This is a genomic window from Kitasatospora sp. NPDC048286, assembly GCF_043201735.1.
Taxonomy (GTDB): Bacteria; Actinomycetota; Actinomycetes; order Streptomycetales; family Streptomycetaceae; genus Kitasatospora.
In genome coordinates, this window is record NZ_JBICZE010000009.1 from 158105 (window position 1) to 178228 (window position 20124).

17 protein-coding genes and 2 pseudogenes are annotated in these 20124 nt (G+C 73.9%); 7 read left to right on the forward strand and 12 right to left on the reverse strand.

Features of this window, described 5'->3' with window-relative positions:
- The first annotated feature begins 352 nt into the window (after nucleotides 1-352).
- Nucleotides 353-2605, forward strand: a complete 2253-nt coding sequence (locus tag ACGF13_RS22825) for a hypothetical protein (RefSeq protein ID WP_392877897.1) — start codon at nucleotides 353-355, stop codon at nucleotides 2603-2605.
- Here the strand turns inward: ACGF13_RS22825 and ACGF13_RS22830 are convergent.
- Nucleotides 2592-3671 carry a TolB family protein gene (locus tag ACGF13_RS22830; protein WP_392877899.1) on the reverse strand — a complete coding sequence of 360 codons (1080 nt, stop codon included), beginning with the start codon at nucleotides 3669-3671 and terminating at the stop codon, nucleotides 2592-2594. The two genes, ACGF13_RS22825 and ACGF13_RS22830, sit on opposite strands and share 14 nt — an antisense overlap.
- 112 nt (nucleotides 3672-3783) lie before the next feature.
- A complete protein-coding gene (locus tag ACGF13_RS22835) occupies nucleotides 3784-4449 on the reverse strand; it encodes a class I SAM-dependent methyltransferase (protein ID WP_392877901.1) in 666 nt (221 codons plus the stop codon).
- 287 nt (nucleotides 4450-4736) lie between these two features.
- Here ACGF13_RS22835 and ACGF13_RS22840 point away from each other — a divergent pair, with 287 nt between their 5' ends.
- Nucleotides 4737-7079, forward strand: coding sequence for a glycosyl hydrolase family 18 protein (locus ACGF13_RS22840; protein WP_392877903.1), 2343 nt, complete (start codon nucleotides 4737-4739; stop codon nucleotides 7077-7079).
- 102 nt (nucleotides 7080-7181) lie between these two features.
- Here the strand turns inward: ACGF13_RS22840 and yidD are convergent, their stop codons facing one another.
- Together yidD and ACGF13_RS22850 are read right to left on the reverse strand one after the other, a co-directional pair.
- Entirely contained in the window at nucleotides 7182-7754 is a 573-nt protein-coding gene (yidD, locus tag ACGF13_RS22845) for a membrane protein insertion efficiency factor YidD (RefSeq protein ID WP_392877905.1), read from the reverse strand.
- A gap of 149 nt (nucleotides 7755-7903) precedes the next feature.
- A complete protein-coding gene (locus ACGF13_RS22850) occupies nucleotides 7904-8674 on the reverse strand; it encodes a hypothetical protein (protein WP_392877907.1) in 771 nt (256 codons plus the stop codon).
- Nucleotides 8675-8874: 200 nt separating this feature from the next.
- On the opposite strand from ACGF13_RS22850, the gene ACGF13_RS22855 reads away from it, so the two are divergent.
- Nucleotides 8875-9249, forward strand: a complete 375-nt coding sequence (locus ACGF13_RS22855) for a hypothetical protein (protein ID WP_392877909.1) — start codon at nucleotides 8875-8877, stop codon at nucleotides 9247-9249.
- A 706-nt stretch (nucleotides 9250-9955) separates the two neighbouring features.
- On the opposite strand, the gene ACGF13_RS22860 is transcribed toward ACGF13_RS22855, so the two are convergent.
- From ACGF13_RS22860 to ACGF13_RS22875, 4 genes are all read right to left on the reverse strand, one after another.
- Entirely contained in the window at nucleotides 9956-11362 is a 1407-nt protein-coding gene (locus ACGF13_RS22860) for a family 2B encapsulin nanocompartment shell protein (RefSeq protein ID WP_392877910.1), read from the reverse strand.
- Nucleotides 11363-11906: 544 nt separating this feature from the next.
- Nucleotides 11907-12422, reverse strand: a complete 516-nt coding sequence (locus ACGF13_RS22865) for a hypothetical protein (protein WP_392877912.1) — start codon at nucleotides 12420-12422, stop codon at nucleotides 11907-11909.
- Nucleotides 12423-12611: 189 nt separating this feature from the next.
- Nucleotides 12612-14066, reverse strand: a complete 1455-nt coding sequence (locus tag ACGF13_RS22870) for a PLP-dependent aminotransferase family protein (RefSeq protein WP_392877914.1) — start codon at nucleotides 14064-14066, stop codon at nucleotides 12612-12614.
- A 64-nt stretch (nucleotides 14067-14130) separates the two neighbouring features.
- On the reverse strand, nucleotides 14131-14565 hold the full coding sequence (locus ACGF13_RS22875; RefSeq protein ID WP_392878202.1) for a universal stress protein: 435 nt from the start codon (nucleotides 14563-14565) through the stop codon (nucleotides 14131-14133).
- Between the two features lie 711 nt (nucleotides 14566-15276).
- On the opposite strand from ACGF13_RS22875, the pseudogene ACGF13_RS22880 reads away from it, so the two are divergent.
- Nucleotides 15277-15600, forward strand: a pseudogene (locus tag ACGF13_RS22880) (transglycosylase family protein); the annotation flags it as partial.
- Between the two features lie 124 nt (nucleotides 15601-15724).
- Here ACGF13_RS22880 and ACGF13_RS22885 read toward each other — a convergent pair.
- The gene (locus ACGF13_RS22885) at nucleotides 15725-16159 is read right to left on the reverse strand and encodes a CBS domain-containing protein (protein WP_392877915.1); all 435 of its coding nucleotides are present in this window, start codon (nucleotides 16157-16159) and stop codon (nucleotides 15725-15727) included.
- Nucleotides 16160-16381: 222 nt separating this feature from the next.
- Between ACGF13_RS22885 and ACGF13_RS22890 the strand changes: the two genes are divergently transcribed.
- The 3 genes and pseudogenes from ACGF13_RS22890 to ACGF13_RS22900 all read left to right on the forward strand — a co-directional run bounded on the left by ACGF13_RS22890 (nucleotide 16382) and on the right by ACGF13_RS22900 (nucleotide 18757).
- Nucleotides 16382-16816, forward strand: a complete 435-nt coding sequence (locus ACGF13_RS22890; protein ID WP_392877917.1) for a VOC family protein — start codon at nucleotides 16382-16384, stop codon at nucleotides 16814-16816.
- Nucleotides 16817-16918: 102 nt separating this feature from the next.
- Nucleotides 16919-17788, forward strand: a pseudogene (gene ligD, locus ACGF13_RS22895) (non-homologous end-joining DNA ligase); the annotation flags it as partial.
- A 114-nt stretch (nucleotides 17789-17902) separates the two neighbouring features.
- Entirely contained in the window at nucleotides 17903-18757 is an 855-nt protein-coding gene (locus ACGF13_RS22900; protein WP_392878204.1) for a DNA ligase, read from the forward strand.
- A 24-nt stretch (nucleotides 18758-18781) separates the two neighbouring features.
- On the opposite strand, the gene ACGF13_RS22905 is transcribed toward ACGF13_RS22900, so the two are convergent.
- The 3 genes from ACGF13_RS22905 to ACGF13_RS22915 are packed head-to-tail and all read right to left on the reverse strand — an operon-like array spanning nucleotide 18782 to nucleotide 20093.
- Nucleotides 18782-19366: a type 1 glutamine amidotransferase domain-containing protein gene (locus tag ACGF13_RS22905; RefSeq protein ID WP_392877919.1), complete on the reverse strand. Its 585-nt coding sequence runs from the start codon at nucleotides 19364-19366 to the stop codon at nucleotides 18782-18784.
- Between the two features lie 11 nt (nucleotides 19367-19377).
- On the reverse strand, nucleotides 19378-19683 hold the full coding sequence (locus ACGF13_RS22910) for a PRC-barrel domain containing protein (protein WP_392877921.1): 306 nt from the start codon (nucleotides 19681-19683) through the stop codon (nucleotides 19378-19380).
- On the reverse strand, nucleotides 19680-20093 hold the full coding sequence (locus ACGF13_RS22915; RefSeq protein WP_392877922.1) for a hypothetical protein: 414 nt from the start codon (nucleotides 20091-20093) through the stop codon (nucleotides 19680-19682). Before ACGF13_RS22915 ends, ACGF13_RS22910 begins: the two co-directional genes overlap by 4 nt.
- Between the last annotated feature and the right edge of the window lie 31 nt (nucleotides 20094-20124).

The following is a 20124-nucleotide window of genomic DNA, read 5'->3' on the forward strand; positions in this document are numbered from 1 at the left end:
GCGTCCTCCTCGTTCTGCCACCGCCCGTGCCGCGAATCTACAGCACTGTAGAGAATTTATGATCATCGACGGTGTCCTGGGAGCACCCCTACCCCGTACTCCCCCGGGCCTCACCCCCGCCGCCCCCAGACCTCACCCCCGGACCTCCGAACCCCCGACGACGGTCCGCACACTGAGGGAACCGGCGGTCCGACGTCTGGCGTAGCCGTCGACCGTGACCGGACGGCCGGGGCGGCGCGCGGTCTAGGGTCGGCCCCGGGACGGCGCCGCCGTCCGCACCCATCGCAGTGCTCACGACCGTTCCCGGGCCGGGGCCGACCCGCGCCGGCCCGCTCACGCTGGGGGGACCACCATGCCCGAGCAGCACGAAGGAACCGAACGGCACGAAGGAACCGCACAGCACCCGGCACCGGGACGCCCGGGAGGCTCCCGCCTCGGCCGCCGCCGGCTGCTCCGGGCCGGCCTCGGCGCGGGCGGCGCGCTGGCCACCGCCCGGCTGCTGCCCGGCGGCGCGGCCTGGGCCGCCGCGGCGCCGGACACCGACCACGGCACCGCGCAGTACGACGGCCTCTGGCCGCAGGCGCGGCGGGCCGGCCTGCGCACCGACACCGCCGCCGCACAGGTGTGGCCGGACTGGGCCCGCTACGCCCGCATCGCCGACGGCACCTTCAACGAGCCCGCCGACATGCAGAGCTACGTGGACGCCCTCAAGGCACAGGAGGTCAGCGTCATCGAGCTGGACACCCTGCTCTCCGACTGGCTCACCGACGCCCAGTTCGCCGCCCACATGGCCGAGGTGAAGATGTTCACCAACCTCGCCCACGCCGCCGGCCTCAAGGTCGTCATGTACTACCCGTCGCTGGAACTGATCTCCCCCGGCGGGGAGAAGGGCCGCTCCTTCTACAAGAACGACCAGGGCAAGAACTGGGTCCAGCGCGACCTCGCCGGCAAGCCCAACGTGTTCTACGGCAGCGTGGTGGTCTGGGTCGACCCGGGCGACGAGAGCGTCTGGCTCAGCCCCAACTCCCCCTGGCGGGACTACTACCTCAACCGGATCAAGGGCGTGGCCGCGACCGGCGTGGACGGCATCTGGCCGGACGTCCCGATCTACTTCGACGGCGTGCTCTCCTGGTGCGACGCCTCCACCTGGGGCGCGGCCGCGTTCAGGGCCGACACCGGCCTCGACCTGCCCAAGGCCCAGAACTTCGCCGACCCGGTCTTCCGCCGCTACGTCGAGTGGCGCCACCGCAACCTGCTCCGGTTCCAACTGGACATCGCCGACGCGGGCCGCTCGGTCAACCCCGACCTGGTCACCTTCGTCGAGACCGTGTCGATGGACTACCGCTACGCCACCTCGATCGGCCTGGACGGCGGCTACCTGCGCCAGGCGCCGGGCGCCGTCAGCCAGGTCTGGGAGGTGGACATCCTCGGCAACTACGACGGCATGCGGCACGCCACCGCCTCCGACTGGATCTGCCTGATCTCCATGTACAAGTACGCCCGCGCCGCCAGCGGCACCAAGCCCGCCTGGGCGTTCTCCTACGGCTGGCAGGCCGACGACGCCTCGCTGGTGATGTCCCAGCTGATCGCGGCCGGGTGCAACCCGTACGAGGTGAAGACCCCGTTCAAGAACGACACCGTGGACGGCGCGATGCGCACCCGGATGTACCGCTTCGTGCGCACCAACCAGGCGAAGCTCTACGACCCGGTCTCGATCGCGCAGGTCGGCGTCTACCACTCGGCCCCGTCGCGGGACTACGTGGCCCCGGGCGAGGGCAACGGGATGTACGTCAACGCCACGGCCCCGGCCGGGATCGCCGACTGGTGGGGCGGCGACGACCCGCAGATGAGCTGCGCCTCGCTGCCCTGGCTCGGCGAGTTCCGGGGCGCCGTCAAGGCGCTGGTCTACGCCCACGTCCCGTTCGACACGGTGCCCAGCCCCGGCCTGACCGCCGAGGACCTGGCCCGGTTCAAGGTCCTGCTGCTGCCCAACCTCCAGGCGGTCTCGGACACCGAGGCGGCGCTGCTGCGCGGCTTCGTCTCGGCCGGCGGGACGATCGTCATCACCGGTCCGGCACCCACCGCACTGGACGAACTGGGCGGTCAGCGCAGCGAGTTCGCACTCTCCGACGTGCTCGGCCTGCGCAGGGCCGACCCTCTGCCCGCCACCAGGCAGAACTCCTACGGCAGTGGCAGCTGCTGGTACGTCAAGACACTGCCCGGGCTGAGCTACCTGACCAAGACCGACCAGGCCTCGGCGGACCAACTGCTCACCGCGGTACGGCAGTCCGCCCCGCCGGCCGTCACCCTGGCCGGGGACCGCCGGATCTTCCTGGACGCCCGACGGCTCGGCGCCGACACCGTCGTCCACCTGGTGAACTTCAGCAACTTCGCCGACACCCCGGCGGCGTTCCGCAGCGCACCCGCCAACTGCACGCTCTCCTACGCCCTCCCGGCCGGGGCGAGCGTCACCGCCGTCACGGTCGCCAGCCCGGACGGCACCGACCCGGCGCCCAAGGCCGTCCCGTACACCGTCACCGGCTCGACGGTCAGCGTACCGCTGACCGTCGCCCAGTACTCGGTGGTGACGATCACTGCGGGTTAGCGGGCGCGGGGACGCGCCAGAGGGCGGCGGGGTTGGTCTCGCCGCCCGGAGCGGACTCGAAGGCGATCCACCGCCCGTCCGGGGACCAGCTCGGCGCGCCGTCGTAGGCGGTGTCGTCGTGGGTCACCCGGGCGGGGGTTCCGCCCTCCGCGTCGACCACGAAGACCTGGGCGTTCGGCAGGTCCCCCAGGTTGGAGGAGAACACCAGGAAGCGGCCGTCCGGGGACCAGCTCGGGTCGGTGTGCTCGCCCGGGACGTCGGTGACCCGCCGCAGTCCGCCGCCGTCCGCGCCCACCGTCCACAGTGACCAGTCGTCACGGCCCGCGCTCCGGCGCTGGAAGACGATCCGGTCGCCCTTCGGGGACCAGTTCGGCTGCCGGTTGTCGGTGCCGGTGCCCGGGCCGTCCACCAGCAGGACGGGCTCGCCGCCACCTCGGCGGACCTTCCGGATCGAGTCCCGCCCGGCCGGGTCGCCCTGCCCGGCGGCGTGCTCCGGTTCCCGGCTCTGCTGGAAGACGATCCACTCGCCGTCCGGGGAGAAGCTCGGCTCGCTGTAGCCGCTGCCGTCGCTGTGCCTGGTCACCCGCTCAGGGGAGCCGCCCGGCCTCATCAGCCAGACCTCGTCGTGCTCCGACTCCCGGTCGGTGGCGAAGGCGAAGGCGTCGGCGGCGGCGTTCCAGCTGGTGCCGGGGAGGTTGACGGCCGCCTTGTCGGGATCCTCCACCACCTTGCGCGGCGCGCCGCCGTCCAGCGGGAGGATGCCGAGGGCGGCGTCGCCCTTGTTGTAGCCCCCGCTGAACTCGGTGAGCAGCACCGAGCGGCCGTCCGGGGCGAAGGCCGGGTTCTGCGCGCTGTGCCCGCCGCCGGGGCGGTAGAGCAGCCGGGCGCCGTCGGCGCGGCGCTCGGCACCGGCCGACGGCGGGTCGGCCGGCGGCGCACCCCCCGACGGCGCGTCGACCGGCGGGCTGCCGGCCGGCGACGCACCGGTTCCTGAGCCCGAGCCACCGCATCCGGCCAGCAGCAGGGCGGCGGCCACGGCGGCCGCCCCGAGCGCACGAGTCCTCATGCCCACAAGCTAGTTGACGTATCGTCAGCTGTCGTACGCCGCCAGGCGGATCAGGCGCCGCCGGCCGGCAGGGGCGGGCGGACCTCGCCGCGGGCCCCGTCGGCCGGGTGCGTCAGCCGGTGCTCCGCTCCAGCCGGACCAGCGCGTCCACCGCGGCCCGGCCACCGTCAGCCGCCCCACCGCCCCCGTCGGTCTCGCCGCCCTTGTGGCCCGGCTCCCCGCCGACCACACGGTGCACCCGCTCGGCCCGGACGGTGCGCAGCCCGTGGTCGGCGAGGTCGGCCAGGACGTCCTCCGGGGTGAAGAGCACGGCCGGGTCCTGCGGCCCGCCGACGCCCTCGGTGAGGTTGCTGAGGTCGTGCCCGAGGACCAGCAGGGTGCCGCCGGGAGCGAGCGCGTCGGCGGCGCGGCGCAGGGCGGCCCGGCGGTCCGCGGCGGGGAGTTGCAGGTAGGCGACCAGGACGAGGTCGTAGCCCGCGGCGGGGGCTTCCAGCGCGCGGGCGTCGCCGTGGCGCCAGGTGAGCCGGTCGGCGACCTCGTCGGGCAGGTCGGCGGTGAGGCGTTCGGCGCGTTCCAGGGCGACGGCGGAGAAGTCCAGTCCGGTGACCTCCCAGCCCTGGGTGGCCAGCCAGATGGCGTTGCGGCCCTCACCGGCGGCCAGGTCGAGGGCGTGGCCGGGGGTTCGGCCGGTCAGTTCGCGGACCACCCACTGGTTGGGCGCGGCGCCCCACACCAGCTCGCTCGCGGCGTAGCGGTCGTCCCAGTCCTGGCTGTCCATCGCGCCTCCTCCGTTCGACGGGCCTGCTCGTACCGGCCAACCTACCGGGCCGCCGCCGACCCGGCCGGAAGCGGTCCAGCGGGCGGACACCCTTGACGGCGAATATTGGTCCAGTCCAATCTGTTCAGTCGTGACGTGCACGGGTCGGCCGCCCGTCGTGTCCGCGCACCGCCCGTCAGCACGCGTCACCCTGCCCGCGCGCCCCCACCGCGCCCGGGCCGGCTCCCCTCGGCCCACCCGGGCCACCGCACCGCCGGAAACCCCCACACATCCGGAGGACCCACCGCATGCACGACCGTGTCCTGCCCGCACGGCCCGCTCACCCCTCCGGGGAGCGCGCCGGCCGCCGGGCCGCCCACCGCAGAAGGGCCACCGCACTGGCCCTGGCCGCCACCCTGACCACCAGCGGCGCCGCCATCGCCCTGACCTTCGGCTCCGCCTCGGCGGCCCCGGTCAACCTGCTCGCCAACGGCGACTTCGAGGCCGGCACCCTGGCCGGCTGGACCTGCTCCAACGGGTCGGTCGTCACCACCCCGGTGCACGCTGGGACCCACGCGCTCAGCGGCGCCGCCTCGGCCGGCGACACCGCGCAGTGCCAGCAGACCGTCACCGTCCAGCCGAACACCACGTACACCCTGGCCGGCTGGGTCCAGGGCAGCTACGTCTACCTGGGCGCCACCGGAACCGGCGTCAACTCCTCGGTCTGGACACCCGGCGGGACCGGCTGGAACCAGCTGAGCACCACCTTCACCACCGGTGCCACCACGACCTCCGTGACGGTCTTCACCCACGGCTGGTACGGCACCGGCACGTACTACGCGGACGACCTCACGCTGACCGGCCCGGCCGGCCCCACCTCGACCGCCAGCCCGACGGCCACCGCGAGCCCCACCGCCACGGCCAGCCCCACCGCCACGGCGAGCCCCACCGCGACGGGCAGCCCCACCGCCACCGGAAGCCCGACGGGCACCCCCACGACCACCACCCCGACCCCGACGGCCACCGCGAGCGGCCCGGCCGGGGACGGCAAGGTCACCACGCCGACCGGCTTCGCGGCCACCAGGACGACGTCCAACGCGGTGGTGCTCACCTGGCAGCCGTCCACCCTCACCAGCGGTGACGGCGCGGTCGCGTACAAGGTGTGGTCCAACGGCCAGCTGGTCGCCACCTCGATGGGCACCTCCGTCACGGTCAGCTCGCTGCTGCCGGGCAGGAGCTACACCTTCAGCGTCCAGGGCTACTCCGGCAGCCACGCCTCCGCCCAGTCCGCGCCGGTGAGCACCACGACCGCGGCGGCCCCCGCCCAACAGCCGGTCCGCTCGGCCTACTTCGACCAGTGGGGCGTCTACGAGAACGCGTACAACGCGAAGAACGTCGACACCAGCGGCGCGGCGGCCAAGCTGGACGTCGTCCACTACGCGTTCGCCAACATCGACCCGACCAGGTTCACCTGCTTCCAGGCGGTGAAGGCCTCCGACTCGGCCAACGAGTCCAACCCGAACGCCGGTGACGGCGCGGGCGACGCCTACGCCGACTACCAGGCCGACTACGGCTCCGGCACCAGCGTGGACGGCACCGCCGACACCTGGGAGCAGCCGCTCAAGGGCAACTTCAACCAGCTGCGCCAGCTGAAGGCCAAGTACCCGAACCTGCGCTTCACCATCTCGATCGGCGGCTGGACGTACTCCAAGTACTTCTCCGACGCGGCGGCCACCGACTCCTCCCGCAAGGCCTTCGTCTCCTCGTGCGTCGACATGTTCCTCAAGGGGAACCTGCCGACCGGCGTGGCCGGTGACGCCTCCGGCGGTCCGGCCTCGGCGGCCGGCCTCTTCGACGGCATCGACCTCGACTGGGAGTACCCGGGCTCGGCCGGCGGCCACACCGGCAACCACTACTCCGCGGCCGACAAGCAGAACTTCACCCTGCTGCTCAAGGAGTTCCGCACCCAGCTGGACGCCCTCGGCACCGCCCAGGGCAAGCGGTACCTGCTGACCGCCGCGCTGCCCAGCGGCCAGGACAAGATCGCCCAGCTGGAGACCGACAAGATCGGCGCCTACCTGGACTACGCCGACGTGATGTCCTACGACATGCACGGCGCCTGGGACGCCACGGGCCCGACCAACCACCAGGACCCGCTGCACGACAGCCCGGCCGACCCGACCACGCCGATCACCCCGGGCACCCGCAAGTACAACGTGGACACCACGCTCGCCGCGTACACCACCGGCCTGCCCGAGTACGGCATCCCCGGCGGCTTCCCGGCGAACAAGATCGTGCTGGGCATCCCGTTCTACTGGCGCGGCTGGACCGGTGTCCCGGCCGGCTCCAACTACGGCCTGTACCAGAGCGCGACCGGCCCGACGGCGAAGAAGCCGCTGAGCCAGGAGGCCGGCCTCGCCGCCTGGAAGGAGCTCAACCCGACCGCGGCCCAGACCCACTGGGACCCGGTCACCGAGAGCAGCTGGGTCTACGACGGCACCAACTTCTGGACCGGTGACACCCCGCAGGCCGTCCAGGCACGCGGGGCGTACGCCAAGAGCAAGGGCCTGGGCGGGCTGTTCGCCTTCTCCCTGGAGAACGACGACGCCGCCGGCACGATGCTCAACTCGATGGACAGCAGCCTGCGCTGACGATCCGTCGGAAACGAGTGGTGGCCCGCACGGAGCATCCGTGCGGGCCACCCGCGGCTCGTCCTGCCGTACCCGTCCCGCCCGGGCGCGGCCCGATCGGCCTCAGCGCGTCCGGCCACGGCCCGGCGGCACCGGGTCCGTCCCGCCCGCGCCCGGACGGCAGCGCAGCAGCCGCCCGGCCGTCAGCCAGGCCCCGCGCACCGCACCGTGCCGGTGCAGCGCCTGCACCGCGTAGGTCGAGCAGGACGGCGTGTACGGGCAGCAGGCCGGGCGGCGGGGGCTGACCTCGGTGCGGTAGTAGCGCACCGCGCCGTACAGCACCCCGGCCGCGAACCCGCGCGGGGCGGGGGCGGACGGGTCGGCCGTCCGGTGCCCGCGCCACCCGGTGAGGGCGAAGCGGACGCCGGAGACCATCATCACCGGGATCAGGACGATCAGGCAGGGATCGGCGATCTCGCAGCAGCCGTCGAAGCAGCAGTCCGCGCCCTCGTTCCGGAAGTGCTTGCGCCGCTGGGCCTTGGCGTGGTCCTCCTTGCGGTAGCGCTCCCGGTAGTCCTCCCAGACCCGGCGCTGCTTCTTCCGCCGCAGCCGCTCCGAGGCGGGCAGCCACCACCAGGCGCGCTCCGGGCGGGCCGGTGGGTAGTGGGCGCCGAGATCCGGCGTCGGGTCGGACACTGCTGAGGACCCCCTCGTTCTCTCCGTCGGGGGCCGACCCACGACGATCCGGGCAAGATTATCCGAAGATCATCCGCCCGGATCCCGCCCCTCGGCGCCTGGCCCCTCGGCGCCTCGGTGCCTCAACCCCGTGGCCCCGTACCCCGCGCTCAGCCGCCGAGGTTGAGCTCGGGGAAGAGGTCCTCGAACGGCTGGGTGGTCACCGAGACGCTCCGGGAGAAGGGATTGTCGAAGTCCCAGATCATGAACAGCAGGAAGGCGATCAGCACGCTGAAGCAGAGCGCCAGCGTCAACTCCCTGGGCGTGCGCCGGATCTGCAGCGCGAACAGCATGCCGACGGTCACCACCGCCCCGCCGATCAGGCCGAACCACACCACCCCGGGCATCGTCGGCCCGGCGTTCTGGCCACGCGAGTTGCGGGCCTCGGAGGCCTGGCTGACCCGGTCCATGATCGGCTGGTAGCCCTGCGACTCCAGGTCGGAGGCGGGCGACCGGGTGGCGACGTCGTTCTGGAGCTTCAGGAGCAGCTGGTCGCCCTTCTCGGTGATGCCCCCGTTCTCCTGCATGTAGGACCACTCGGTGTTCACCACGTACGAGACGTAGGCGTCCACGTCGGCCCGGACCTGGTCACGGAACTCCGCCGGGTAGATCACCGCGCGGTCGCTCACCTCGCGCAGCGACTGCGCCTCGCGGAACAGGTCGTCCTGGGCGGCGCCGCGCGCCTCCCAGACACCCGCGATGGCGAGACCGAGGACGATCGCGTAGACCACCCCGATCATCATCGTGATGTACTCGATGACGTCCGGGGTCTCGTCGGTGCTGTCCGCCGCGATCGGCCGGCGCTGCCTGAGTACCACCACCGCCACCACGACGGCACAGGCCGACGCCAAGGCGATGACCACCGCCACCCACTCGGACATGGGAACTCCCTTCTCTGGCTTGGCTTGTGACGTAACGGAAAGGTCGGTGGGGCGCCCCTGGCCGGGGAGCGTGGCCCGCCGTCGGCCGGCAACCGCCCGGCGGGCCGTCAGGAGGAGGTCAGGACGGGCCCGAACGGCCGCGTCCTCGGCCACCACCACGCCCAGGACGCAGGGCCACCGCCGCGAGCACCCCCGGGACCATGATCACCAGCAGTGTGGTGGTCATCGAGGTGCCCTGGTGCTGCTTGGCCATGGCCTTGGGCTGCGACCTGGGGACGTGGAACACCGCCTGCGCCGACGGAGTCGGCCACAGCGGACTCGGACGCGCCGCACTCGGCGAGGCCGCCGAACCGGGGGCGGACGTGCCGGGCACCGCGGGGCTCTGGGCCGCGGGCGCGGGGACCGCCGGATCGGGCGCGGGCACGGCCGGTGCCGGGGCGGGCGGCGCGGGGGCCGGGACGGGCGCGGGCGGCACGGGCGACGGAACAGGTGCCGGCGGTGATGCGGGAGCGGACGGCGCCGGGGATGCCGGGGGCGTGGGTGACGCGGGCGACGGGCTGGGGGCCGGTGTCTGACTGGGCGACGGCATTGTCGGCGTCGGAGTGGGGATCGGGCTCGGGCTTGAACTCGGGCTCGGCGACGACGTGGTACTGGGAGTCGGCGTGGGGGTGGGCGAGTGGCAGGGGTGGTGCCCGTGCGGGGGCCAGTGCCCGTGATGCCCCGGGCCGAGGCCCGGCGCGACGCCGACCCCGACCTGGACGTCCACGTCCACGCCGATGCTCACCCGACCGTCCGGCCCCACCGACATCGACACGTCGGTCTCGTCGCACACGCAGACGTCCACCACCGGGCCGTGCGGGTACCCGCCGGGGTGGCCGGCGCCGGACGCGGTCGCACCGGTGACCAGCGCGCAGACCGCGACCACGCCGGCCGACGCGCCGAGCAGCCGTACCCGTCGCCCGCGGGCCGCGCCCCCACCGCCACCGGGCGATATCCGGCGGATCTGCCGACGCACGGGCATGGGCTCCACACACCTCTCGGATCGTCCGGGGAGGACGGAACGGCCGCGGGCCGACCGGCCCCGGAGGAACGGGTTGAACGGGCAGAACCGGCGAAGAGACCGAACTCGGCCACATTCCCGACAGAACTCCGTCGGGTACGACCAGAAGTGATCAGACACGGTCAGGCGGACGGCCCGCCTTCGGGGGCGGGCCGTCCGCCATCAGGTCAAACGATCTTCGAGCCGACCGGTGACGGCCCCGTGCTCGCCGTTCTCCGCGCTCAGCTGGGACGGTTCGCGATCTCCACGTTCTCCAGCACGCCGACCGCGTCCGGCACCAGGATGGCGGCCGAGTAGTAGGCGCTGACCAGGTACGAGATGATCGCCTTCTCGTCGATGCCCATGAAGCGGACCGACAGCGACGGCTGGTACTCGTCCGGGATACCGGTCTGGTGCAGGCCGATGACGCCCTGGTTGTCCTCACCGGTACGGATCACGAGGATCGAGCTCGTGTTCTCCTTGGTGACCGGGATCTTGTTGCACGGCAGGATCGGCACCCCGCGCCAGGCCGGCACCTGCTGTCCGCCGAGGTCGACGTGGCTGGGGTACAGCCCGCGGGCGTTGAACTCCCGGCCGATCGCGGCGATGGTCCGCGGGTGGGCCAGCAGGTAGTCGGGGTCGCGGCGGCGGTTGAGCAGCTCGTCCAGGTCGTCCGGGGTGGGCGGGCCGGAGTGGGTCTGGATGCGCTGGTCGAAGTCGGCGTTGTTGAGCAGGCCGAACTCCGGGTTGTTGACGAGCTCGTGCTCCTGGCGCTCGCGCAGGGCCTCGATCGTCAGCCGCAGCTGGTGCTCGGTCTGGTTCATCGGCTGGTTGTACAGGTCCGCGACGCGGGTGTGGACCTTGAGGACGGTCTGCGCGACGCTCAGCTCGTACTCACGGGGCTTGAGCTCGTAGTCCACGAAGGCGCCGGGCAGCTCGAACTCGCCGTGGTGGCCGGCCGACATGGCGATCTCGGCCTCGCCGCGCTCGTTCTGCGCCTGGAGCGGCAGGGCCAGGAAGCCCTGGAGGTGCTCCTGGAGGCTGGGGGCGTTGTCCCGGATGGCGGCGAAGTCCGCCCGGGTCAGCGTCAGGGCGACACCGGCGGTGGCGGTCTTGGCGGTGAACTCCCAGACGGCGTCGGGGTTCAGCAGCGCGTCGTCGCCGAAGCGGTCGCCGTCGCCGGCCACGCCGACCACGGTGTCGTCACCGTACTTGCCGGTGCCGATCTTGTTGACCTTGCCGTGCGCGATCAGGAAGATCTTGTCGGCGGCCTCGCCCTGGTTGGTGAGCACCTCGCCGGGGCCGAAGTCCCGCTGCTGGCAACGGTCGGCCAGGGCGGTGAGGACGTCCTCGTCCTCGAATCCGCGCAGCAGCGCCAGCTCGCCCAGCTCGGCCGGAATCACCCGGACCTGGGAGCCCGTCTTGATGAACTCCACCACACCGTTGCCCACGGCGTAGGTGAGCCGACGGTTGACGCGGTAGGCGCCACCGGCGGCCTGGACCCAGGGGAGCACCTTGAGCAGCCAGCGGGAGGTGATCTCCTGCATCTGCGGTGCGGACTTGGTCGTGGTGGCAAGGTTCCGGGCAGCAGCCGTCGCAAGGCTCTGCTGCTTGGCCTGCACTGCCTCCGGGCTCGTGTCCACGGTCATCGGCAGGGCTCTCCATTCCTGTGATCGGGTCACACGTCCAGGGGCGTACGGGCCCGTCCTGGCGCATGGCATGGCGAATCATCAGATCCGCTTACTGGTGGTGGCGTTGGCGAGTTTCGCGAAGTGTGGCCACCGTCTCCCGGCGACTCATCCGGAACCCTAGATCACCAGGGCCCGACCGGTCCCGTACGAGGGCCGACTACCCCCCGATAGGGTGAATCTCGGCCGGTCCGCCCCCATGACCCCACAAACTCCGGGAACATCCGTTCGCCCCGGCGGCCCCCGTGCTACCAACGACCTTCCCCCTGGCCGGAACCCTGCCGAACGACCCGGAGGCCGTCACCCGGCATCAACCCGGCACACCGTTCCGGCCGCGGACAAACGAACGGCCCGCCAGGGCCGGCACGGGGGAAACCGGCACCTGACGGGTGAACGGGGGTGCGCAGTGGGGTCCGCACCGGGAATCCCACGCGGCGAGGCCGGTCCGGCGACGTCGGTCCGGCGACGCCCGCGGCTCCGACGCCGCCCGCGGTTGCGGCGGAGGTCAGGCGCAGGCGACCTGGGTGCCGGGGACGCCGACGATGCCCGAGTTGTTGGACTCGCCGCCGTTGTACTCGTAGTACAGGTAGGAGTAGAAGTCGATCCGGGTGGCGGGGCCGCAGGCCGAGTCGGGGGCGACGGTGTACGTCACCGTGAAGGCGCTGCTGGCACCGGGGGCGAGCGGCACGTTGTAACGGGCTATGCCGCCGTGGACGTTGTCACTGCACCCGTTGGTCTGGGTGCCGCAGGCGGTCGCGCTGAACTTGAGACCGGTCTCCAGGCTGGTGGCGTAGGTCTCCTGGACGCTCTGGTAGACGAACTGGATCGGGGTGTCGTACGGGTTGGTCAGCGTCAGGGTGAGCGTGAACTCGCCGCCGCGTACGGTCGTCTGCTTGTCGGAGACGGCCGTGAGCGGCAGTTGGCTGTCGGCCCGGGCGGCGGGGGCGGCGGAGAGGAGCAGTCCGACGACGAGGGCCGGACATGCGGCGAGCGCGGCGCGACTCAGGTGTGTTCTGCGCATGACCAAGGAGCGTAGGCGCCGATTCCGCCAGGGTTGCGCTCCTCTGCCCCGGTCCGTACCGACGCAGGAGCGGCGAGCGGACACCGCGCACCGGCCCGCCCGCGTTCCGGCCCCACGGGCCGACCCGGGGGCCTATGCTTCGCCGCCCCTCCCCCGGCCCCGAACCACGCCCTTCGGTGCACAGCCCGGTCACGCGCTCGGCGGCAGGATGTCGCAGAGCGCGCCGAGCGCCGCCGGGTAGGCGTGGTCCGACGGCGTGGCGTAGCCGACCACCAGGCCGTCGACGGCGGGCATCGCGTCCTCGCCGACCGCCGGGTGCCGGTAGTCGGCGAGCCCTTCGACGGCCAGGCCCCGGTAGGCGGCGGCCTTGAGCACCGAGCGCTCGGTGCCCGGCTCCAGGCGCAGCACCGCGTGCAGGCCGGCCGCGATGCCGGACACCTCGACGTGCGGGGCGCGGGCGGCGAGCGCGGCCACCAGCTGGTCCCGGCGCTCCCGGTAGCGGCGGCGCATCCGGCGCACGTGCCGGTCGTAGCCGCCGGAGTCGATGAACTCGGCGAGGGTCAGCTGGTCGAGGGCGCTGGCCCAGCCCTCGCGTTCCCCCTTGGCGGCGAGCGCCCGGTCCACCAGGTGGTCGGGCAGCACCATCCAGCCGAGCCGCAGCGCGGGGGTCAGGCTCTTGCTGGTGCTGCCGAGGTAGACCACCCGTTCGGGGTCGAGGCCCTGGAGGGAGCCGACCGGCTGGCGGTCGTAGCGGAACTCCCCGTCGTAGTCGTCCTCCAGGACGAGCCCGCCGCGCCCGCGCGCCCAGTCGACGACGGCGGCGCGGCGGCCCGGCTGCAGCGGGCCGCCGGTGGGGAACTGGTGGGCGGGGGTGAGCAGCGCCGTCCGGACGTCCGGGTGCTGCGCCAAGTCGCCCGTCCTGGCGCCCCGTTCGTCGATCGGCAGCGGGACGGTGGGGACGCCGGCGGCGGCCAGCAGCCCGCGGTGGAAGCCCAGCCCGTACGCCTCGACGGCCAGCGGGCCGTGCTCGGCGGGCGGCAGGACGGGCGCGGCGCCGTCGAAGAGCAGCCGCAGCGCGTGGGCGAAGCCGGAGCAGACCACGATCCGGTCGGGGTCGGTGCGCACGCCCCGGGCGCGGGCGAGGTAGTCGGCGAGCACGGTGCGCAGTTCGCGCCGGCCCTGCGAGTCGCCGGGGCCGAAGGCCTCGTTGGGGGCGGCGGTCAGGGCGCGACGGGCGGCGGCGAGCCAGGCGGTTCGGGGGAAGGAGGAGGCGTCGGGTCGGCCCTGGCGCAGGTCGTGGATGGGGCCGGGGCGGCGGGAGGGCCGGCGGGCCCGGGTGCGCGGAACGGGTTCGGCGCGTTCGGCGACGGTGGTGCCGGAGCCCTGCCGGGCGGTCAGCCAGCCCTCCGCGACGAGTTCGGCGTAGGCCTCGGCGGCGGTGTTGCGGGCCAGGCCGAGGTCGGCGGCGAGGGTGCGGTAGGGCGGCAGCCGGGTGCCGGGGGCGAGTCTGCCGCTGCGGATCGCCTCGCGCAGGGCCGCCATCAGGGCGGCGCGGCGGCCGCCGGTGGCGGGGAGGTCGAGGTGGAGGTCGTTCCCGGTCGGGTGGGCGGGCTCGGAGGGGTGCGTGCCCCGCGTGTCCGTCATGGTCACGCACCCTACCGGCCGCCTCCCGGCGGCCGCCCCGCCGCCCCACCACCCCTACAGGGGGCTACGGCACGACGGTGACCGGCCAGCGGCCGGCCTTCACCAGCCGGACCGCCACCGATCCGATCACCTTGTGCCCGGCCTGCTCGGAGACGCCGACCACCACGGCGTCGGCGCGCAGCTCGTCCGCGAGCTTGGCGAGGCCGGTGTACGGGTCGCCGCGCATGGTCAGGAAGCGCCACTCCACCTTCCACACCTCGCGCACCCGGTGCTCGGCCTCGCGCAGCGCGGCCAGCAGTTCCTCGGCGATCTCCCGGGTGGTCTCCTCCACCGCGGCCCCGGCCAGGGCGGTCGCGGCGCCGAGGATCGGCTGGATGTACGCCACCGCGAGGACGGCGCCCTGCCGGCGGGCCAGTCCGGCGGCGTAGGCGGTGGCGCGCCAGGAGGAGTCCGAGCCGTCCAGGCCCGCCAGGATCACGCCGGGGCCGTCGGTGCCCAGCTCGAAGCCCGCGGGCGCGGCCGCGGCCTCGTGGTCCCCGGCCCCGGTCGGCGCCCCCGCCGCGGCGGCCCCTCCGGGAGCGGCGTCCGCCGTCCCGCCCGTACCGGCGTCCACGTCTCCCGCGTCCGCCGTGTCCGCCGCATCGCTCTCGTTGCTCATGGGGGTGAGGCTATGCCCGCCACCGACGGTGACGGCACCGGGCACTCCGGGTGAGGCCTGTGGCCCGGGCCACCCGGGCGGACGGCCGCGGCGGCGGAATCGGCACCGGCGGCTGGCCGACCGTCACGCGCTGTCGACCGTGTGGGCGGCCTCACAGCGGTTCCGGGGCGGATCCGGAGTGGCGCGGGCCACTTCAGAGGGCTCTTCGATCTTGAAAATGGTGGCAAATCGGGTGAAATCGCCACATTTCTTTGATCCTTACCCCCGGTAACCGGCCTCTGACGTGGCCAAACCTTCGAATCCTTGAAACCGCCCCGACCGCACCCGTAACTTCGAACCTGTTGCACCGAGCGATTCGCTCCGGCCGGGCCGACCGCCCCCGAGCACAACGGTGCAGGACCACGCGAGTGACGTGTCCCCGAAACCGACGGCCTTCCGAGGGCCTGGTTCCGCGCGCTCGCAGAACCCTCCGAAAGGAACACCATGACCTTCCGTAACGAGACCGCCGCTGCCACCACCACTGCCACCCCGAAGCGCCGCAACCGCGTCCGGATGGCTCTGATGGCCGGGGCGGTCACCGCCCTACCGGTGGCCGGCCTCGTCACGGCTACCAGCGCCTCCGCCGCGCCGGCTTCGGTCTGGGACAAGGTCGCCGCCTGTGAGGCGACCGGCAACTGGGCGATCAACTCCGGCAACGGCTTCTCCGGCGGCCTGCAGTTCACCCAGAGCACCTGGGCCGCCTTCGGTGGCACCGCCTACGCCCCGCAGGCCCACCAGGCCACCAAGGACCAGCAGATCGCCATCGGCGAGAAGGTCCTGGCTGCCCAGGGCCCGAACGCCTGGCCGATCTGCTCCGGCAAGGCCGGTCTGACCAAGTAGGACCCCCTGCGCCGAGACCGCGCGCACCGAGGCCGCCGCACCCCATCCCGGGGTGCGGCGGCCTCGTCGTGCTTCCCGACGGCAGCGGACCTCGGCACGGGTCCGGCGGGGTGCGGGGCGGTCAGTGCTTCATGTAGACGCTGTCCATGAACTCGATGATCTGCTGGTCCGTGAGCCGCTGGCCGTCGCGGTGGCCCATCGCCAGGTCGGCCTCGCTGATCATGCCCACCAGCCGGTCCCCGTCGATCACCGGGATGCGCCGGATCTGGTGCTGCTCCATCTTGCGCAGCACCACCTCCATGCTGTCCTCGGCGCGCACGCAGTGCAGGTGGCCGGCCAGTTCCATGGCCGTCATCTTGGCCGGGTCCTTGCCCTCCGCGATACATCGCAGCACGATGTCGCGGTCGGTGATGATGCCCTTCAGCTTCTGGTCGTCGCCGCAGATCGGCAGCGCACCCACGTTCTTGTCACGCATCATCCGCGAGGCCTCGGCCAGCGTCTGGTGGGCGCCGATGCACTGGGCGCCGGTGTGCATGATGTCTCGGGCAGTGGTCACGGGGACTCCTTCGTCGGTGGTTCCCCCCGCTGGTCCCCCCGCCTCCCCCGGCGGTGCTCCCGGGCTCCCTCCGGCGGAGCGGAGGCCGGGTGACCGCGTCCTCACCATAAGCAGCCCCGCCCCCGCCCGCGACCCCGGCCCGGCGCCGGGAGGCCGGGACGGCCGGTGCGGCCGCAGAGTGGAAGGCGGAACCGCCCGTGCTTCCCGAGGAGTGAGCGAGCCGTGGACGCCACCGAGACCCCCGCCCCGCAGGTCTGGCCCAACCTGCGCGCCACCGACGCCCGGGCCCTGATCCGCTTCCTGGTCGACGCCTTCGGCTTCCGGGAGGTCGTCACCTACGGCGAGGGCGACTTCGTCGCGCACGCCGAACTCGCCTGGCCCGAGGGCGGCGGCGTGATGCTCGGCTCCGACCGCCGGACGCCCGAGGGCGACGAGCCCTGGCCGAGCAGGCCGGGCGGCTTCACCGCGTACGTGGTCACCGCCGACCCGGACGGCGTGCACGCCCGCGCGGTGGCCGCCGGGGCCCGGATCGTCAGCGGGCTGTACGAAACCGACTACGGCTCGCGCGACTTCACCGCCGCCGACCCGGAGGGCAACCGCTGGTTCTTCGGCACCTACCCGGGCGCGCCCCGGCCGGTCGCCCGCCCGCGGGGGTGACGCGGTGCGCTCGCCGGCGGAGCGGCCGCCCGGGGGCCACCGGGCCGGAGGCCCCGGAAGCCCCGGAACCGGCGGAGCGGTCGGAGGCGGACCGTGCCGCAGATGACGGTGGACGGGCGCACCCTCGCGCTGTCCCACCTCGACAAGGTCTACTACCCGCGCACCGGCACCCCCAAGGGCGAGGTGCTGCGCTACTACGCCGCCGCGCACACCGCGCTGCTCCCGCACCTGCGCGACCGCCCGGTCTCCTTCCTGCGCTGCCCGGACGGCGTCGAGGCGGAGGTGTTCGTCGCCAAGAACCCGCCGCCCGGCACCCCGGACTGGGTGCGCACGGTCGACGTGCCGAGCAACACCGGCGAGCTGCGCCAGGTGGTGCTGGAGAACGGCGCGGCGCTGCTCGCGCTCGCCAACCTGGGCTGCCTGGAACTGCACGTCCCGCAGTGGCACGCGGCCACGCCGGCCCTCGCCGACCGGCTGGTGCTGGACCTCGACCCCGGCGAGGGCGCGGACGTGCTCACCTGCCGCACGGTCGCGCTGCTGCTGCGCGAGCGGCTCGCGGCGGACGGCCTGGCCGCCTGGGTGAAGACCTCGGGATCCAAGGGCCTGCACCTGCTGGTCCCGATCGAGCCCACGCCGAGCGCCCGGGTCTCCGCGTACGCGAAGGCGCTGGCCGCCGCCCTGGAGGCCGAGCGCCCGGAGCTGGTGGTGCACACCATGGCCAAGGCCCGCCGCCGGGGCCGGGTGCTGGTCGACTGGTCGCAGAACAACGCCAAGAAGACCACCGCCGCGCCGTACACCCTGCGGGCCCGGCCGCTGCCGACCGTCTCCACCCCGCTGGCCTGGGCGGAACTCGACGCGGCCGCCGACGAGCGGGACCTGGTCTTCACGCTCGCCGAGGTGCCCGGCCGGCTCGCCGCGCACGGCGACCTGCTCGCCCCGCTGCTGGACCCGGGGCGGGCCAGGCCGCTGCCGTCCGCGCCCTCGGCGGCCGGAGCGGAACCGACCGGACGGAGGACCGCCCGACGGAGAGCCGCCGCCGGACCGGAACCACCGGCGCGTCAGGTGCTGCACCCGCCTGTCGAGGTGATGCGCCCGGCCGCCGTGACCTCCGTCCCGCCCGCCGACGGCCTGGGTGGCGGAGGCGTGCAGTACGAGCTGAAGCTGGACGGCTTCCGCTGCGTCGCCTTCGCCCGGGGCGAGCGTCCCGCGTACCTCCAGTCCCGCAGCGGCCGCGACCTCGCCCCCGAGTTCCCGTCGATCGCCGCCGCTGTCGCCCGGCTGCCGGAGGGGCTGGTGCTGGACGCCGAGCTGGTCGCCTGGCGCGACGGCCGGTTCGCCTTCGGCGAGTTGCTGCACACCCCCCGGGCCAGGGCCGCCGCCCCCGAGGTGGCGCTCGGCCTGATCGCCTTCGACGTGCTGGCGCTGCCCGGCCGCGACATCCGCCGGCTGCCGCTCACCGACCGCCGCCGACTGCTGCTCGCCGCGCTCGCCGACGTCCCGCCGCCGGTCCAGCCGGTCATGGCCACCACGGACCGGGCGGAGGCGCTGGAGTGGATGGAGCGGCTCGCGGACACCGGGGTGGAGGGCCTGGTCTGCAAGGCCGCCGCCGCCCCCTACCGCCCGCGTGGCGCGGGCCGCGTCTGGGTCAAGTACCGTCGCAGCGACACCCTCGACGCCACCGTCCGCGCCGTCACCGGCCCGGCCGCCCACCCGCAGGCGCTGGTCCTCCAGCTCGACGACGGCCGGGTGTTCCTGACCACCCCGCGGCTCACCCCGGTCCAGTCCCGCGAGGTCGCCGAGGTCGTCCGCCCGCTGCTCGGCCCGCCCGCCACCGACCCCGACCACGGCCCGGTCCACCCGCTGACGTCCCCGCTCAGGGCCGAACTCACCCTCACCGGCCGGCCGCCCACCGCCACCTTCGTCCGTCTCCGGGGCGACTGACCACCGACTCCTGCCCGCCCCCGCTCACCCCCGCCGCTTCGCCGTCACGTGGGCGAACTCCGTCACGAAGGCGTCGTCGAACAGCGGCAGGTCGCCGGGCTTGCGGCTGGTGACGAGCGGGCCGGGGCCGTCGTGGCAGACGTGCACCGGCTCGTCCACCCACTGCGCGCCGGCGTTCACCAGGTCGGTGCGCAGGCTGGGCCAGGAGGTGAGGGTGCGGCCGCGCACGGCGTCGGCCTCGATGAGCGTCCAGGCCGCGTGGCAGATCGCCGCGACCGGCCGGCCGGCGGCGCAGCAGGCGTGCACGAAGGCGACCGCCGGGCGGTCCAGGCGCAGCCGGTCGGGGTTGGCGACGCCGCCGGGGAGGACCAGCCCGTCGTAGTCGGCCGGGTCGGCGTCGGCGACCAGGGCGTCCACGGCGAAGGTGTCGCCCGCGGCGCGGTGCCGGACGGCCTGGACCCGGCCCGCGGCCGTGGACAGCAGCCGCGGAATGCCTCCGGACTTGGCGACCGCCTGCCACGGGTCGGTCAGTTCGACCTGCTCGGCCCCGTACGGCGCGACCAGGAAGGCGATCGTCCGGCCGGTGAGCGTGGTGGAGGGCCAGCCCATGGCGCCCTCGCTCAGCGCGGGTGCGGGGCGGTCAGGTCGACGGCCGCGGGCGGGGCGGAACTGAGCCGGGCGCGCGGGCAGTCGAGGTGGACGGCGCGGTCGAGGTGGTCGAGCCGGGCGACCAGTCCGGTCGGGACGAGCACCCGGGTGCCGGGCACCCAGGGCTCGGCGTCGACCAGCAGGTGGTCCCCGGTGTCCTGTTCGACCCGGCCGACCAGGCCGTCGGTGGCGCGCACCTCGTACCCGACCAGCGTGAACTCGGCGGCGGGATGGGAGCCCGGGCGGTACTCCCACAGGTCGGTGGTCATCACGCTCACGCCTCCGGACGGTCCCATGGGCGCCGCTCGCGGCGCTCCCGACGTTCCCCGGCCTCCGCCGGGTCGATCAGTCCGGCGGCGCCGCGGGCCGTGCGCCGGCGGCGCAGCAGCTCGGAGGCGGCGACCGCGGCCGCCACCGTGGCCGCCCAGACCACACCGAGCGCGACCAGCACCGCGGGGGCGGGTGTCCGTACGCCCACGCCGAGGCAGATCGCCGTCATCATCAGGGCGGTCAGCACGACCCCCGCCGAGATCCTGCGCCCCACTGCGCGGAGCACGCCCCGGACCCGACCGGGCGGCTTGGCGCCCATCGTGCTCAGCTTCCGGTCGAGCCGTGTGTCCTGGCGCAGATCGGACTCGATCTCCTCGAGGAGCCGCCGCTCCCATCCGCTCAACGCGGGTCCGTCCATCTCGGTCACCTCCGACACTTCGGGTGACGTG

What these genes read in the sequence shown, in the direction of transcription:
- ACGF13_RS22825 (WP_392877897.1), top strand. Translation starts at nt 353, where the DNA reads ATGCCCGAGCAGCACGAAGGAACCGAACGGCACGAAGGAACCGCACAG.
- ACGF13_RS22830 (WP_392877899.1), bottom strand. Translation starts at nt 3,671, where the DNA reads ATGAGGACTCGTGCGCTCGGGGCGGCCGCCGTGGCCGCCGCCCTGCTG.
- ACGF13_RS22835 (WP_392877901.1), bottom strand. Translation starts at nt 4,449, where the DNA reads ATGGACAGCCAGGACTGGGACGACCGCTACGCCGCGAGCGAGCTGGTG.
- ACGF13_RS22840 (WP_392877903.1), top strand. Translation starts at nt 4,737, where the DNA reads ATGCACGACCGTGTCCTGCCCGCACGGCCCGCTCACCCCTCCGGGGAG.
- ACGF13_RS22850 (WP_392877907.1), bottom strand. Translation starts at nt 8,674, where the DNA reads ATGTCCGAGTGGGTGGCGGTGGTCATCGCCTTGGCGTCGGCCTGTGCC.
- ACGF13_RS22855 (WP_392877909.1), top strand. Translation starts at nt 8,875, where the DNA reads ATGATCACCAGCAGTGTGGTGGTCATCGAGGTGCCCTGGTGCTGCTTG.
- ACGF13_RS22860 (WP_392877910.1), bottom strand. Translation starts at nt 11,362, where the DNA reads ATGACCGTGGACACGAGCCCGGAGGCAGTGCAGGCCAAGCAGCAGAGC.
- ACGF13_RS22865 (WP_392877912.1), bottom strand. Translation starts at nt 12,422, where the DNA reads ATGCGCAGAACACACCTGAGTCGCGCCGCGCTCGCCGCATGTCCGGCC.
- ACGF13_RS22870 (WP_392877914.1), bottom strand. Translation starts at nt 14,066, where the DNA reads ATGACGGACACGCGGGGCACGCACCCCTCCGAGCCCGCCCACCCGACC.
- ACGF13_RS22900 (WP_392878204.1), top strand. Translation starts at nt 17,903, where the DNA reads ATGCGCCCGGCCGCCGTGACCTCCGTCCCGCCCGCCGACGGCCTGGGT.
- ACGF13_RS22905 (WP_392877919.1), bottom strand. Translation starts at nt 19,366, where the DNA reads ATGGGCTGGCCCTCCACCACGCTCACCGGCCGGACGATCGCCTTCCTG.
- ACGF13_RS22915 (WP_392877922.1), bottom strand. Translation starts at nt 20,093, where the DNA reads ATGGACGGACCCGCGTTGAGCGGATGGGAGCGGCGGCTCCTCGAGGAG.